This is a genomic window from Pseudomonas sp. CFBP 13727, from assembly GCF_014841915.1.
In the GTDB taxonomy this organism is placed as follows: Bacteria; Pseudomonadota; Gammaproteobacteria; order Pseudomonadales; family Pseudomonadaceae; genus Aquipseudomonas; species Aquipseudomonas baltica.
Map to the genome: position 1 here is coordinate 159,768 of NZ_JACYUT010000003.1, position 13,891 is coordinate 173,658.

At 64.0% G+C, this 13,891-nt stretch carries 13 protein-coding genes; 9 read left to right on the top strand and 4 right to left on the bottom strand.

Annotation, left to right across the window (positions count from 1 at the left end; genetic code table 11):
* Positions 1-3: 3 nt before the first annotated feature.
* The 7 genes from mltB (at position 4) to IFT76_RS11400 (ending at position 6,383) form a co-directional block, all read left to right on the top strand.
* Positions 4-1,014 (top strand): lytic murein transglycosylase B, encoded by a 1,011-nt coding sequence (gene mltB, locus IFT76_RS11370; RefSeq protein ID WP_122475533.1) that lies wholly within the window; start codon positions 4-6, stop codon positions 1,012-1,014.
* Complete coding sequence (locus tag IFT76_RS11375; protein WP_122475531.1) at positions 1,014-2,033, top strand: septal ring lytic transglycosylase RlpA family protein; 1,020 nt, start codon at positions 1,014-1,016, stop codon at positions 2,031-2,033. Before mltB ends, IFT76_RS11375 begins: the two co-directional genes overlap by 1 nt.
* A 121-nt stretch (positions 2,034-2,154) precedes the next feature.
* Complete coding sequence (locus IFT76_RS11380; RefSeq protein WP_122475529.1) at positions 2,155-3,315, top strand: D-alanyl-D-alanine carboxypeptidase family protein; 1,161 nt, start codon at positions 2,155-2,157, stop codon at positions 3,313-3,315.
* A 79-nt stretch (positions 3,316-3,394) separates the two neighbouring features.
* Positions 3,395-3,670 carry a DUF493 domain-containing protein gene (locus IFT76_RS11385; protein ID WP_122475527.1) on the top strand — a complete coding sequence of 92 codons (276 nt, stop codon included), beginning with the start codon at positions 3,395-3,397 and terminating at the stop codon, positions 3,668-3,670.
* The gene (gene lipB / locus IFT76_RS11390; protein ID WP_192058440.1) at positions 3,670-4,317 is read left to right on the top strand and encodes a lipoyl(octanoyl) transferase LipB; all 648 of its coding nucleotides are present in this window, start codon (positions 3,670-3,672) and stop codon (positions 4,315-4,317) included. Before IFT76_RS11385 ends, lipB begins: the two co-directional genes overlap by 1 nt.
* Before the next feature lies 1 nt (position 4,318).
* Entirely contained in the window at positions 4,319-5,350 is a 1,032-nt protein-coding gene (lipA, locus tag IFT76_RS11395; protein WP_122475523.1) for a lipoyl synthase, read from the top strand.
* A 121-nt stretch (positions 5,351-5,471) separates the two neighbouring features.
* A complete protein-coding gene (locus tag IFT76_RS11400; protein WP_192058442.1) occupies positions 5,472-6,383 on the top strand; it encodes a S66 peptidase family protein in 912 nt (303 codons plus the stop codon).
* A gap of 34 nt (positions 6,384-6,417) precedes the next feature.
* On the opposite strand, the gene IFT76_RS11405 is transcribed toward IFT76_RS11400, so the two are convergent.
* The 4 genes from IFT76_RS11405 to leuS form a co-directional block, all read right to left on the bottom strand.
* Positions 6,418-7,737, bottom strand: a complete 1,320-nt coding sequence (locus IFT76_RS11405) for a lytic murein transglycosylase (RefSeq protein ID WP_192058444.1) — start codon at positions 7,735-7,737, stop codon at positions 6,418-6,420.
* Positions 7,738-8,008: 271 nt separating this feature from the next.
* A complete protein-coding gene (holA, locus tag IFT76_RS11410) occupies positions 8,009-9,046 on the bottom strand; it encodes a DNA polymerase III subunit delta (RefSeq protein WP_192058446.1) in 1,038 nt (345 codons plus the stop codon).
* Positions 9,047-9,120: 74 nt separating this feature from the next.
* Positions 9,121-9,726, bottom strand: coding sequence for an LPS-assembly lipoprotein LptE (locus IFT76_RS11415; RefSeq protein ID WP_122475517.1), 606 nt, complete (start codon positions 9,724-9,726; stop codon positions 9,121-9,123).
* A gap of 72 nt (positions 9,727-9,798) precedes the next feature.
* Entirely contained in the window at positions 9,799-12,405 is a 2,607-nt protein-coding gene (gene leuS, locus IFT76_RS11420; protein WP_192058448.1) for a leucine--tRNA ligase, read from the bottom strand.
* Between the two features lie 250 nt (positions 12,406-12,655).
* Between leuS and IFT76_RS11425 the strand changes: the two genes are divergently transcribed.
* Both IFT76_RS11425 and IFT76_RS11430 read left to right on the top strand, forming a co-directional pair.
* Positions 12,656-12,988, top strand: coding sequence for a hypothetical protein (locus tag IFT76_RS11425; protein WP_122475513.1), 333 nt, complete (start codon positions 12,656-12,658; stop codon positions 12,986-12,988).
* 59 nt (positions 12,989-13,047) lie between these two features.
* Entirely contained in the window at positions 13,048-13,812 is a 765-nt protein-coding gene (locus IFT76_RS11430) for a YdcF family protein (protein WP_192058450.1), read from the top strand.
* Positions 13,813-13,891 lie beyond the last annotated feature (79 nt).

A 13,891-nucleotide genomic window follows, 5' to 3' on the forward strand; every position in this document is an offset into this window, starting at 1 on the left:
TGCATGCAAGTAATGCGTAGCTGGGCAGCTCGGAACGTTCCCTGGATCGGCCTGATGGGCCTGTTGGGGTCGGCACAGCATGCCAGCGCCGGCGACTACGGTGGCTCGCCCCAGGTGACCCAGTTCATTGGTGAAATGACCCGCGACTATGGCTTCGCCAGCGAGCAGTTGAACGAAGTGTTCAGGGAAGTCGAGCGCAAGCAGTCGATTCTGGACGCGATCTCGCGTCCTGCCGAACGGGTCAAGCCGTGGAGCGAGTATCGGCCGATGTTCATCACCGATGCGCGCATCGCCCGCGGCGTGGATTTCTGGCGCCAGCACGAAGCGGTGCTGGCCCGTGCGGAACGCGAATACGGCGTACCGGCGCAGGTCATCGTCGCGATCATCGGTGTCGAAACCTTCTTTGGTCGCAACACCGGCAATTTTCGGGTGATCGACGCGTTGTCCACCTTGAGCTTCGATTACCCGCCACGCGCGGCATTCTTCCGCAAGGAACTGCGCGAGTTCTTCCTGCTGGCCCGCGACGAACAGCTCGACCCACTGACCCTCAAGGGTTCGTACGCCGGCGCCATGGGCCTGCCGCAGTTCATGCCCAGCAGCTTCCGCGCCTACGCGGTGGATTTCGACGGCGACGGTCACATCAACATCTGGACCAACCCCGATGACGCCATCGGCAGTGTTGCCAGCTATTTCAAGGAGCATGGCTGGGTGGCCGGTCAACCGGTGGTCAGCCGTGCCGGCGTTTCCGGCCCGCAGGTCGACGACGGCTTGAGCCCGGGCATCGACCCGGTCAAGAATGTCGCGCAGTTGCGGGCGCTGGGCTGGTCGAGTCATGATGCGCTACGCGATGACCTGCCGGTGACCGCCTTTCGCCTGCAGGGCGCCGAGGGCCCGGAATATTGGCTGGGCCTGAAGAATTTCTATGCAATCACTCGCTATAACCGCAGTGTGATGTACGCCATGGCTGTGCACCAACTGTCGGAATCGCTGGTTCAAGCACGGGGCGTCAAGTAATGCGGGCAATGCCGATACATACATCCTCCGCCATCGCGGCCTGCGCGGCCTTGGGCCTGCTGCTCGCCAGTTGCTCATCGACGCCGCCGCCGTCGCGTACCGTGAAGCAATCCGGCCCGACCGTCAAAGCCATGCCTGGCCTGAACATCAATCGGGCACACAAGGACGGCGCACCGTGGTGGGACGTCGACGTGTCGAAGATTCCCGACGCCGTGCCCACCCTGCACACCGGACCGTACAAGGCCAACCCCTACACGGTACTGGGCAAGACCTACTTTCCGATCGCCGAGTCGCGTCAGTATCAGGCGACCGGCACGGCGTCGTGGTACGGCACCAAGTTCCATGGCCAGAACACCGCCAACGGTGAGGTCTACGATCTATATGGCATGAGCGCGGCGCACAAGACCCTGCCGCTGCCCAGCTATGTACGCGTGACCAACCTGGACAACAGCCGCAGCGTGGTGCTGCGGGTCAATGATCGCGGGCCGTTCTATTCCGACCGCATCATCGACCTGTCCTATGCCGCGGCGAAAAAGCTGGGCTACGCCGAAACCGGTACGGCGCGGGTACGTGTCGAAGGTATCGACCCGCAGGAATGGTGGGCGCAGCGCGGCCGTCCGGCGCCACTGGTGCTCAACCAGGGCCCGGTGGTGGCGCAGGCCCGGCCTAACATCACGCCGTCGGCTGGTACGGTCGAGCAATACACACCGCCGCCGCAGCAACACGCGGTCGCCACGCTGCCGGTGCAGATGGACGCAAAAAAAAACGGTTCTGCACAAGCGTCTGGCCTGTATCTCCAGGTGGGAGCGTTCGCCAACCCCGACGCTGCGGAGCTGCTGCGTTCCAAGCTGAGCTCGATGGTGAGCGCGCCGGCCTTCACCAGCCAGATCGCCGTCAACCAGCAGACGTTCTATCGGGTACGCCTGGGACCGATCAATTCCCAGGGTGAAGCCCAGCAGATTCAGGACAACGTGCGCATGGCCAATCTTGGCGTGCCCAAGTTGGTGACACTGGATTGAACCGCGCCGCCTGCGGGCGGCGCTGCAATGAGCGCCCGGCAACGGGCGTGCGACACCGGGCCGCCGCCCACAACAAGACTGCCCGCAAGGGCATGTGCCCATCAGCAATTTCGAGAGACGGATGAACATCACCACACTTGCCAAACGCCTGTGCCTGCTTGTACCGCTGATCATCGCCCCTGCCGCTTGGGCGGCAGATCAGATGATGCCAGCGCCGCCGCAACTGGCTGCCAAATCCTACGTGCTGATGGAAGCTTCCAGCGGTAACGTGCTGGTTGAAAACAACGGCGACCAGCGTCTGCCGCCAGCCAGCCTGACCAAACTGATGACCGCGTACATCGCGACCCTGGAAATCCGTCGTGGCCAGATCGGCGAGAACGACCCGGTCACCGTCAGCGAAAACGCCTGGCGCACGGGCGGTTCGCGGATGTTCATCAAGGTCGGTACCCAGGTATCGGTCAGCGACCTGCTGCACGGCATCATCATCCAGTCGGGCAACGACGCTTCGGTGGCGCTCGCCGAGCACATCGCCGGCAGCGAAGACGCCTTCGCCGACATGATGAATACCACGGCTGGCAAGCTGGGCATGACCAACAGCCACTTCATGAACCCGACCGGCCTGCCGAACCCCGAGCATTACTCCACTGCCCACGACATGGCGGTACTGGCCCGTGCCATCATTCACGAAGACCCGGCTCACTATGCGATCTACTCGCAGAAGGAGTTCTTCTGGAACAACATCAAGCAGCCCAACCGCAACCTGCTGCTGTGGCGCGACAAGACCGTCGACGGCCTGAAGACCGGCCATACCGAAGAAGCCGGCTACTGCATGGTGTCCTCGGCCGTACGTGACGGCATGCGCCTGATCGCCGTGGTCTTCGGCACCAACAGCGAGCAGGCCCGCGCTGCCGAAACCCAGAAGCTGCTGACCTACGGCTTCCGCTTCTATGAAACCCAGACCTTCTACCAGAAGGGCACCGAGCTGGCCAAGGCACCGGTATGGAAGGGCGACATCCGCGAAATCAAGGCCGGCCTGGCCGAAGACCTGACCATGACCCTGCCCAAGGGCCAGTTGAAGAACCTGGCTGCGAGCATGACCATGAACCCACAGCTGACCGCGCCTATCGCCAAGGGCGACGTGATCGGCAAGGTCGAAGTGAAGAACGGTGACAAGATCGTTCAGACAACCGACCTGATCGCGCTGGACGATGTACAGGAAGGTGGTATTTTCCGCCGCGTATGGGATAGCGTTCGTCTATTCTTCTACGGCTTGTTCAACTGATATCGCGACCGCGCGCCCTCGCCTTTGCAACAGGCGAGGGCGTTGTCGTTTTCACGGTTTACCCGAGGCCGTCATCGCCATGACCGATACCGAAGTAAAAGAGCCGAAAATCGAATTTCCCTGCGCCGACTACCCGATCAAGATCATCGGCGATACCGGTGTGGGCTTTCGCGACACGGTGGTGCAGATCGTCGAAAAGCACGCAGCCGTCAATCACGACAAGAATGCCGAGCGCCAGAGCAGCAACGGTAACTACACCACGTTGCAGCTGCATATCCTGGCCACCGGCCAGGAGCAGCTCTACAACATCAACAGTGAGCTGCGCGCCACCGGCATCGTCAAAATGGTGCTGTGATGCCGCAATGCCTGGGGTTTCGCGAACTCGGCCCGTTGCCTTACGAGCCGGTATGGCACGCGATGCAGCGGTTCACCGACCAGCGCGGTGCAGAGACTGCCGATGAGGTCTGGCTGGTCCAGCACCCGGCCGTGTTCACCCAGGGCCAGGCCGGCAAGGCCGAGCATCTGCTGGTGCCCGGCGAGATCCCGGTGGTGCAGGTCGACCGCGGCGGCCAGGTGACCTACCACGGCCCCGGGCAGTTGGTCGTGTACCTGTTGCTGGACGTGCGCCGGCTGGGCTACGGGGTGCGAGAGCTGGTCACCCGCATGGAGCACACCCTGATCGATCTGCTGGCCTCCTACGGCGTGCAGGCTGCCGCCCGTGCGGATGCACCCGGAGTCTACGTGGACGGCGCGAAGATCGCTTCGCTGGGCTTGCGTATCCGCCGCGGTTGTTCGTTCCATGGGCTGGCGTTGAACGTCGACATGGACCTTGCGCCGTTCCGGCGGATAAATCCATGTGGATATGCCGGCCTGCCGATGACGCAGATGTGCGATCATGTCGCACCCCTTGAATTTGCCGAGGTCAGTGCAAGGCTGCGAGCGCAGCTGGTCAAGCACCTCGACTATGTTGAGCAGACGACCCTTACGGGCGGAATCGACTGATATGACTACCGCGACAGAAGCTGTGCAAACGCTGATCCCCCTGCAGAACCTCGCCGAGGGTGCGCCCAAGGCCAATGCGCCACGGCCCAGGGTCGAGGCGGGCGTCAAGCTGCGCGGTGCCGAAAAGGTCGCGCGCATCCCGGTAAAGATCATCCCCACCGAAGAGCTGCCGAAGAAGCCCGACTGGATCCGGGTACGCATCCCGGTGTCTCCCGAGGTCGACCGGATCAAGCAACTACTGCGCAAGCACAAGCTGCACAGTGTCTGCGAAGAAGCCTCCTGCCCCAACCTGGGTGAATGCTTCTCCGGTGGTACCGCGACTTTCATGATCATGGGTGACATCTGCACCCGCCGATGCCCGTTCTGCGACGTCGGCCACGGTCGCCCCAAGGCACTGGATGCCGACGAGCCGATGAACCTGGCCGTGGCCATCGCCGACCTGCGCCTCAAGTACGTGGTGATCACCTCGGTGGACCGTGACGACCTGCGCGACGGTGGTGCCCAGCACTTCGCCGACTGCCTGCGGGAAATCCGCAAGCTGTCGCCGGGCGTGCAGCTGGAAACCCTGGTCCCCGACTACCGTGGGCGCATGGACGTGGCCCTGGCCATCACCGCGCAGGAGCCGCCGGATGTGTTCAACCACAACCTGGAAACCGTGCCGCGCCTGTACAAGGCCGCGCGCCCTGGTTCTGACTACCAGTGGTCGCTGACCCTGCTGCAGAAGTTCAAGGAGCTGGTGCCTCATGTGCCGACCAAGTCGGGCCTGATGCTGGGTCTGGGCGAGACCGACGAGGAAGTGATCGAGGTGATGCAGCGCATGCGCGAGCACAACATCGACATGCTGACCCTGGGCCAGTACCTCCAGCCTTCGCGCAGTCACCTGCCGGTACAGCGCTTCGTGCATCCGGACATCTTTGCCTGGTTCGCCGAAGAGGGCCACAAGATGGGCTTCAAGAACGTCGCCTCCGGGCCGTTGGTGCGTTCCTCGTACCACGCCGATCAGCAGGCGCACGAAGCCAAGATCAAGCTCTGATCGACTAGATCATGTGGGCGCGGGGCGAGTGGCGAGCCATTCGCCGTGAAGCGCGCCCACGCGCTGATAGCCTGAGGGCAGGGCGCGCCGCTCGTTCCTGCCTGGATTGAGAATTTCGACCATGCGATTACCCCCACGCCTGCCCGACCACGGCACGATCGCCTTGATCGCGCCCGCCGGTCCCATCGAGCTGGACGTAGAGGCAGCCTGTGCCTGGGTCCGCGCGCGTGGCTACACGCTGCGCATCTACCCCGGTGTCGCGCTGGCCCAGGGTTACCTGGCCGGCAGCGATGAAGCCCGTGTGCAAGACCTTCACGACGCTTTCGCCGACCCCGAGGTAGACGCCGTTCTTTGCCTGCGCGGTGGCTATGGCACCCCCCGCCTGCTGGACAAGATCGACTTCGCGCTGCTGGCGCGAAACCCCAAGCCATTGGTTGGCTACAGCGATATCACCGCGCTGCATCTGGCCATCGCTCGCCACGTCGGGTTCGTCACCTTCCATGGGCCACTGTTCAAGGCCGATCTGCTGACGCAGAAGCGGGCGCCTACCGAATCTTCGCTGTGGCAGGCGCTGCGTGGCGAGATCGGCGCAGGTGACCTGCTGCGTCATCCGCCCGAGTGGCCGTTGACCACGGTAGTGCCGGGGCAGGCCCAGGGTTGCTTGATGGGCGGTAACCTGGCCATGATCAGTGCCACGCTCGGCACGCCGTACGAGCTTCCCGGTGATGGCATCGTGCTGTTCATTGAAGACGTCAACGAGCCCTTGTACCGCGTGGATCGCTTTCTGACTCACCTGCGTCTGGCAGGCAAACTGAAGGGCGTGCAGGGCGTGATCGTTGGCGACTTCGCCGGAATCGCTGTCGAGCAGATGACCCCGTTGCTGCTCGAGACGTTCCAGGCCGAGGGTATCCCGGTCCTGGCTGGCTGGCGCAGTGGCCACTGCGACCCGAACCTGACCTTGCCGTTGGGCGTGCAGGTCAGGCTGGATGCCACTGCGCAGCAGGTCTGGCTGGAGCAGGATGTGGTGGCCTAGGCGAGGCCTGGGCCACCCGTGCAGGTCAGCGCGCTCACTGTTGCGTACGCAGCGCCTCGAGCAGCTTGTGGGTCGGGTACCCGTCGGCTGGCCAGCCCATGGCTTGCTGGGCACTGCGGATGGCCTTGCGGGTATTGGCACCGATAATGCCGTCCGCAGCGCCAGCATCGTGGTTGCGTGCGCTCAACAGGCTCTGCAGCTCGATGCGTTCGGTGCGCGTGAGTGGCATGTCATCCTTGGGCCAGGTGCCTTGGATGTAGCCCGACCCCTGCAGGCGCAGGGCCAGGAGGCTTACGCCCAATGCGTAGGACGAGGAATTGTTGTACTTGAGGATCGCACGGAAATTGTCGAAGACCAGGAAGGCCGGGCCCCGGTAGCCCGCCGGCAGAAGCAGCGCTGCTGCGGCATTTTCGCTGCCCGCCGGGACTGTACCGCCTGGCATCGCCGCAACGCCCAGGCGCTGCCATTCGCTGACCGGCCTGCGGCTGTTGCCGTCGGCCAGGGCGTAGTCGAAGCCCTCGGGCAGGCGCACTTCCAGCCCCCACGTCTGGCCACTCTGCCAGCCCGAACTCTGCAGGTAGTGGGCGGTGGAGGCGAGGGCATCGGCGGCGCTGTTCCAGATGTCGCGCCGGCCATCGCCGTCGAAGTCCACGGCATGGGAATTGTAGGTGGTGGGAATGAACTGGGTCTGGCCCATGGCACCGGCCCACGAACCCAGCATGCGGTCGGGCTGGATGTCGCCGTTCTGCAGGATCTGCAACGCCGCCAGCAGCTGGCTCTGGGCGAATTCGGGGCGACGGCCTTCGTAGGCCAGGGTCGCCAATGAGCGGATTACCGATTTGTCACCCTGGATCTGGCCGAAGCTGCTTTCCATGCCCCATACGGCAACCAGTACCTGGCGTTCGACGCCGTAGCGCTGTTCGATGCTCGAGAGCACGTCGGCGTACTGCTCGAGCATGGCCTGACCACGGCGCAGGCGGGTCGGGGAGATCGCCCCGTCCAGGTATTCCCATACCGGGCGGCTGAATTCGGGCTGGCTGCGATCGGCCTTGATCACGCTCATGTCCGGTGTGACGCCCTCGAAGGCGCGGTCGAATAGCTGCGCGTCGACGCCGCTGCGCAGGGCTTGCTGACGAAAGCCCTGCTGCCATTCGGCGAATGTCTGGGTGGGCAGCACCGGGGTGTCGACGCTGCTTGGCGCGGGCGCCATGGGCACCGGCAACGCAGGCTGGACGATGGGGGCAGGCAGGGTATCGGCGACGGTGGGTTTTTCCGCGCAGGCGACCAGCAAGGCCAGGCAGGTAGTCACGGCGAACTGGCGCATGGGCCAGCCTGAGGTACGACGAGAAGACATTCACAAGTCCAGGGCTTTCGGGGCAGAGGCAAACCTTAACATGCCAGCCGAATCAGTAGCATGGGTTTAGCCTTGTCAGCGATCACCCCGACAGACCGCAGTGCAGCTTTCGCGGCCACGGACCGCTCCTACGGGGATCACGGTCACCCTGTAGGAGCGGTCATCGGCCGCGAAGGGTTCGGCGCGGTTGACCAGCCATACCGCACGCCGCTTTCGCGGCCACACCGCAGGTCACCTGTGGGAGCGGGCTCTGCCCGCGAAGGGGGCGCTGCTATTCTGCGGGCAGGCTCAGCCGTTGGCCGGCCATCAGCAACGACAACCGCGACAGGCCTATCCATACCGACCCTGGCGCCTGGCCCTTGATCTGCGCGTCGATGCGCTGGGCATCCTGCAGCAGCTGTGCCCAGCGCAGCGCCGAATGCCGCTGCAGGGCCTTGCTCATCAATGGCTTGCGCTTGTCCCACACTGGCGGACGGGCCTGGCTGAAGGCCTTGTCCAACGGTACGCCCTGGCTGTACTGCTGCGACAGGCTGGCCAGCAAGCGCAGCTCACGGGCCAGCGCCCAGAGAATGACCGGTGGCTCGACACCCTCGCCACGCAGCCCTTCGAGCATGCGCAAGGCGTGTTCGGCCTGGCCGTTGAGGATCGCGTCGATAAGGCCGAACACGTCGAATCGGGCGCTGTCGGCAACCGCCGATTGCACCGTCTCCAGCGTCACCTGACTACCCTCGGCGAGCAGCTTGAGCTTCTCGATTTCCTGCGCTGCCGCCAACAGGTTGCCTTCCACCCGAGCGGCGATCAGCTCGACCGCCTCCGGTTGCGCAGCCAGCCCAGCCTGGGCCAGGCGCTGGCGGATCCACTGCGGCAACTGCTGCGCATCGACCGGCCAGATCTGCACGAACTGGGTCTGCGCGCCATCGACCAGCGCCTTGCCCCACTTGGTTTTCTGCGCACTACCGTCCAGTTTGGGCAGGCTGATCAACAGCACGGTATCTTCGGCGGGCCGCGAGCAATACTCGATCAGCGCCGCAGCGCCCTTGTCGCCTGGCTTGCCCGACGGCAGGCGCAGTTCCAGCAGGCGCCGCTCGGCGAACAGCGACAGGCTGGCGCCGGCCTGCAGCAGCGTGCCCCAGTCGAAATTGTTGTCGGCGCTGAACACCTGGCGCTCGTCGAAGCCCTGCTGGCGCGCCGCCGTGCGAATGGCGTCGGCCGCCTCCTGACAGAGCAGCGGATCGTCGCCACTCACCACGTAGACGGGCGCGAGCGGCCCTTGCAGGTGCTTGCCGAGTTGGGCGGGGCTGATCTTCATGGACGCATCGACAGGATTCAAATCTTCACGGGGGCAATGACAGCGAAAAGGGCGCTTGAGCGCCCTTGTCTGCCTTACTGGTTGGGAATCTGGATCGGCGACTGCTGTGGCGTCGAATCCATCACGCGCTGAGCTTCGGCAGCAGCGTCGGCTTCAGCCTTGGCACGGGCGTTGGCGTCCACCTGGAGCTTTTCCAGCTGTGCAGGGGTGATCTGCTGCAGACGCAGCATCATGCGCTGCACCAGTTCGTTGCGCATTTCACGGCGCACCTGGCTCGCCTCCTGATCGGAGCCGGTCAGGTTGTTGCCGTCGTGAACGTAAACCTTCTGCACTTCGAGCTTGTCGTTGAGCAGCGTCAGGTTGTTCTGCCCGCGGATCTCGTACTGCAGCGTGTTGCTCAACTCGTACTCGGACGAGCGCGCCGAACCGCTGTAGCTGGCCGTGCGCTGGTCGCCACGCTCGTCCACCAGGTCCAGGGTGTATGGAGCGCCGCTGGCCACGTTGACGCCGCTGCCCTGCAGCGCCTTGCGCAGTTGCACCACGGTCTGGCCGTAGGCGTCGCGGGCAGTGAGGTTGAGTTCCTTGATGGCCAGCTGGTTGGTGCCGGTACCCCGGAGCTGGAAACCACAGGCGCTCAGCAGGACAGCCAGGCCCATAACCAGCAGATTGCGTTTGATCATCTTGTTGCTCCCTTGAAACCTTGTTGGCTGTGGCGTGCTTGACGGGCGCCCGATGAAGCGGGCGCCGGTCGATCAGCTGGCGACGATGTTGACCAGTTTACCCGGTACGACGATGACCTTGCGGATGGTCAGGCCGTCGGTGAAACGCAGCACGTTCTCGTTGACCCGTGCGGCGGCTTCGATCTCTTCGCGGCTGGCGCTGGCAGGCATGTCGATCTGCCCACGCAGCTTGCCGTTGACCTGGATGACCAGCTGCAGGCTGTCCTGCACCAGCGCCGATTCGTCCAGCGTCGGCCAGTTGGCGTCGATCACGGCGTCGGTGTGGCCCAGTTGCTGCCACAGCTCATGGCTGATGTGCGGAGTGATCGGCGCCAGCAGCAAGGTCACGGCTTCCAGGCCCTCGTGCAGCAAGGCACGGTCCTGGTCGGTGGCCTGCGGGGCTTTTTCCAGCACGTTCATCAGGGTCATCACCTGGGCGATGGCCGTGTTGAACTTGTGGTTCTGGCCCACGTCCTGGCTGGCCTGCTTGATCGCCAGGTGAATGGCGCGGCGAATGGCCTTCTGCTCGTCATCGAGCGCGGCGACGTCGAGGGGCGCGTGCGAACCCTGGCCAACATGGGCCTGGGCCAGACGCCAGACGCGCTTGAGGAAGCGGTGCGAGCCTTCCACGCCGGAGTCGGACCACTCCAGGCTCATGTCGGGTGGCGAGGCGAACATCATGAACAGGCGGCAGGTGTCGGCGCCGTACTGGTCGATCATCGATTGCGGGTCGACGCCGTTGTTCTTCGACTTGGCCATCTTCTCGGTGCCGCCGATTTCCACCGGCAGGCCGTCGCTGATGAGCTTGGCCGAGATGATCTTGGCCTTGGCATCGCGTACAAGTTCGACGTCGGCCGGGTTGAACCAGGTCTTGCTGCCGTTGGCTTCGAGACGGTAGTAGGTTTCGGCGATGACCATGCCCTGGGTGAGCAGGTTCTTGAACGGCTCGTTGGAGCTGACCAGGCCTTCGTCGCGCATCAGCTTGTGGAAGAAGCGTGCGTACAGCAGGTGCAGGATCGCGTGCTCGATACCGCCGATGTACTGGTCCACGGGCAGCCAATGGTTGGCCGCTGCGGGGTCGACCATGCCGCCTTCATAGTGCGGCGACGCATAGCGGGCGAAGTACCAGGACGATTCCACGAAGGTGTCCATGGTGTCGGTTTCGCGCTTGGCCGGCGCGCCGCATTTTGGACAGCTGCACTCGTAGAACTGGGGCATGCGCGCCAACGGCGAACCGGCGCCATCGGGGACGACGTCTTCGGGCAACACGACCGGCAGTTGATCTTCCGGGACCGGCACGTCGCCGCAGGCGTCGCAGTGCACGATCGGAATCGGGCAGCCCCAGTAGCGCTGGCGGCTGATGCCCCAGTCGCGCAGGCGGAACTGGGTGCGCGACTTGCCCAGGTCCTTCTTGATCAAGGCCACTTCGATGGCATCGAAAGCACCTTCGAAATCGAGCCCGTCGAATTCGCCGGAATTGATCAGCGGACCGTGCTCGTTGTAGGCCGCGACCCAGGGCGCAGGCGTCAGGTCGCCCGCGCTGGTGCGCACCACCGGCTTGATCGGCAGGTCGTACTTCAAGGCGAACTCGAAGTCGCGCTCGTCGTGGGCCGGCACGGCCATGACCGCGCCGTCGCCGTAGTGCATCAGTACGTAGTTGGCGACCCAGACTGGCAGCTTCTCGCCACTGAGCGGGTGCTCGACGAACAGCGTGGTCGGCATGCCGCGTTTTTCCTGGGTGGCCACGTCGGCTTCGGCCACGCTGCCGCTCTTGCACTCGTCGATGAACGCCTGCAGCGCAGAATCGGAGCGTGCTGCCAGGGTGGCCAGGGGGTGCTCCGCAGCGACGGCCACGTAGGTGGCGCCCATCAGCGTGTCGGGACGGGTGGTGAAGACCTTCAGCGTGCCGGCTTCGCCAATGGAGGCCTGGTGGTACGGGAACTGGACTTCCATGCCCTTGGACTTGCCGATCCAGTTGCGCTGCATGGTCTTGACCTGTTCCGGCCAGCCCGGCAGTTCGTCGAGGCTTTCCAACAGCTCATCGGCGTATGCAGTGATCTTGAAGTAGTACATCGGTATTTCGCGCTTCTCGATCAGCGCGCCCGAACGCCAGCCACGACCGTCGATGACCTGCTCGTTGGCCAGTACCGTTTGGTCGACCGGGTCCCAGTTCACGGTGCCGTTCTTGCGGTAGATCACGCCTTTTTCGAACAGGCGGGTGAACAGCCACTGCTCCCAGCGATAGTAGTCGGGCTTGCAGGTGGTGACTTCGCGCGACCAGTCGATGGCCAGGCCCAGGCTCTTGAGCTGGGTCTTCATGTAGGCGATGTTTTCGTAGGTCCACTTGGCCGGCGCGACGTTGTTCTTCATGGCCGCGTTTTCCGCCGGCATGCCGAACGCATCCCAGCCCATCGGCTGCAGGACGTTCTTGCCCTGCATGCGCTGGTAGCGCGCGATCACGTCGCCGATGGTGTAGTTGCGCACGTGCCCCATGTGCAGTTTGCCGCTGGGGTAGGGGAACATCGACAGGCAGTAGTACGTGTCCTTGCCTGGCTGTTCACTCACTTCAAAAGACTTCTTCGCATCCCAGAAAGACTGGGCGGCGGCTTCGATTTCGCGGGGCTGATAGAGTTCGTGCATGGCTACTTTGCGCTGAGAAATGGGTGACCTTATCCGGCAGCTGCTAAATAGGCTGAGCCTGTTGGCAAGGTACGATGATATTAAACGCCGTAGCATACATGACCCCCCTCTATCGAGGGAAACCTTGATTGCAGCTGCCTGGACGTGGCAGGCACTTGACGCATTCCGTTGGTCGCTGCAACCGGCTGATTTTCCAGCCAGCGCTAAGCTGATGAAGCAAAGAACGTTTTTTCTCAAGTGAGGTGAGCGAATGCTGGAGCCGCCTATCAAAGCCACGCAGCCCGATGTCTACGAGCGACTCATCGACCGCTTGGGGCTAGCCCTGGATGTGGCCCGCACTGCGGTGCGCCTGCGCGATGAAAAACCTGCGGAACTGGAGTTGCGCGGTTTGAGCCGGGCCGAATACGAACTGATCGATGCCTACCTGCACGCTTGTGGCGAACGTGCCTGCGTCGAGCCCCAGGCTCCGGCCCCGGTCGCGCCTGCGCTGAAGCCGTCGGCGAAAGTGTACTGGCTGCACGAGCACGATCGGCGCCGTTCGCCAATCGGCAGGCACGGTCACGGGTATTCGGGAAAGTCGTGACGGCAGTTGTTCGTCATCGTGGCAACCCTTAGGCTTCGGGCATCTTCTGGAGATGCCCGATGTTTTCCCGCTTTGTGCTCAAACAGCTGTTATTGCCCCCCGGTATCTTTCTCGTCCTATTGTTGGCGGGCTGGTGGCTGCGCCGTCGTTGGCCGCGCCTGGCCGGGGCCTGTTTCGTGGTCGGGCTGGGCGGGCTGTGGTTGATGAGCCTGCCGGTGGTGGTGCAGGGTGCGGCTGGCTGGCTGGAAGACCAGCCGGCACTGCCTGTGCAAGAGTGGAGCAGCCTGGCGCAGCGTGCCGACGCCATCGTCATTCTCGGCGCCGGTCGCGAGCGCGGCGACCCGGCCTGGGATGGCATCGACCAGCCTACCGGCGTCGCGCTCGAGCGGGTTCGCTATGCGGCGCGGCTGGCCAAGGCATCCGGGTTGCCGGTGCTGACGTCCGGCGGCTTGCATTTCGGCTCGCCGCCCAGCGAAGCGTGGATCATGGCGCAGTCGTTGCGCGACGATTTCGGCACTTCCGCGCGCTGGATGGAAGAGCGCAGCCGCACGACCTGGGAGAACGCCCGGTTCAGCGCCGAACTGCTTGCCCAGCATGGCATCAAGCGTGTGGTGGTGGTGACCCAGGCCTGGCACATGCAGCGCTCGCGCTGGAGCTTCGAGCAGAACGGGTTGGAAGTGGTGCCGGCGCCGGTGGGGTTTCTGGGCACCGACAATGCACGGCCGCTGGGAGGCTGGCTGCCTGAGAGCAAAGCCATCTGGCAGAACGGCCAGCTGCTCAATGAAGCGGTGGGGTTGGTAGGGTACAAGATGTTTTATCGGTGATCTTGAGGGCCTCTTCGCGGGCAGAGGGCTCGCCGCCCGCCCCGCGCCCACAAAGAACGGGCTACAACACGAACCGGTG

Coding starts and splice junctions, on each gene's coding strand:
- mltB (WP_122475533.1), top strand. CDS start 4: ATGCAAGTAATGCGTAGCTGGGCAGCTCGGAACGTTCCCTGGATCGGC.
- IFT76_RS11375 (WP_122475531.1), top strand. CDS start 1,014: ATGCGGGCAATGCCGATACATACATCCTCCGCCATCGCGGCCTGCGCG.
- IFT76_RS11380 (WP_122475529.1), top strand. CDS start 2,155: ATGAACATCACCACACTTGCCAAACGCCTGTGCCTGCTTGTACCGCTG.
- IFT76_RS11385 (WP_122475527.1), top strand. CDS start 3,395: ATGACCGATACCGAAGTAAAAGAGCCGAAAATCGAATTTCCCTGCGCC.
- lipB (WP_192058440.1), top strand. CDS start 3,670: ATGCCGCAATGCCTGGGGTTTCGCGAACTCGGCCCGTTGCCTTACGAG.
- lipA (WP_122475523.1), top strand. CDS start 4,319: ATGACTACCGCGACAGAAGCTGTGCAAACGCTGATCCCCCTGCAGAAC.
- IFT76_RS11400 (WP_192058442.1), top strand. CDS start 5,472: ATGCGATTACCCCCACGCCTGCCCGACCACGGCACGATCGCCTTGATC.
- IFT76_RS11405 (WP_192058444.1), bottom strand. CDS start 7,737: ATGTCTTCTCGTCGTACCTCAGGCTGGCCCATGCGCCAGTTCGCCGTG.
- holA (WP_192058446.1), bottom strand. CDS start 9,046: ATGAAGATCAGCCCCGCCCAACTCGGCAAGCACCTGCAAGGGCCGCTC.
- IFT76_RS11415 (WP_122475517.1), bottom strand. CDS start 9,726: ATGATCAAACGCAATCTGCTGGTTATGGGCCTGGCTGTCCTGCTGAGC.
- leuS (WP_192058448.1), bottom strand. CDS start 12,405: ATGCACGAACTCTATCAGCCCCGCGAAATCGAAGCCGCCGCCCAGTCT.
- IFT76_RS11425 (WP_122475513.1), top strand. CDS start 12,656: ATGCTGGAGCCGCCTATCAAAGCCACGCAGCCCGATGTCTACGAGCGA.
- IFT76_RS11430 (WP_192058450.1), top strand. CDS start 13,048: ATGTTTTCCCGCTTTGTGCTCAAACAGCTGTTATTGCCCCCCGGTATC.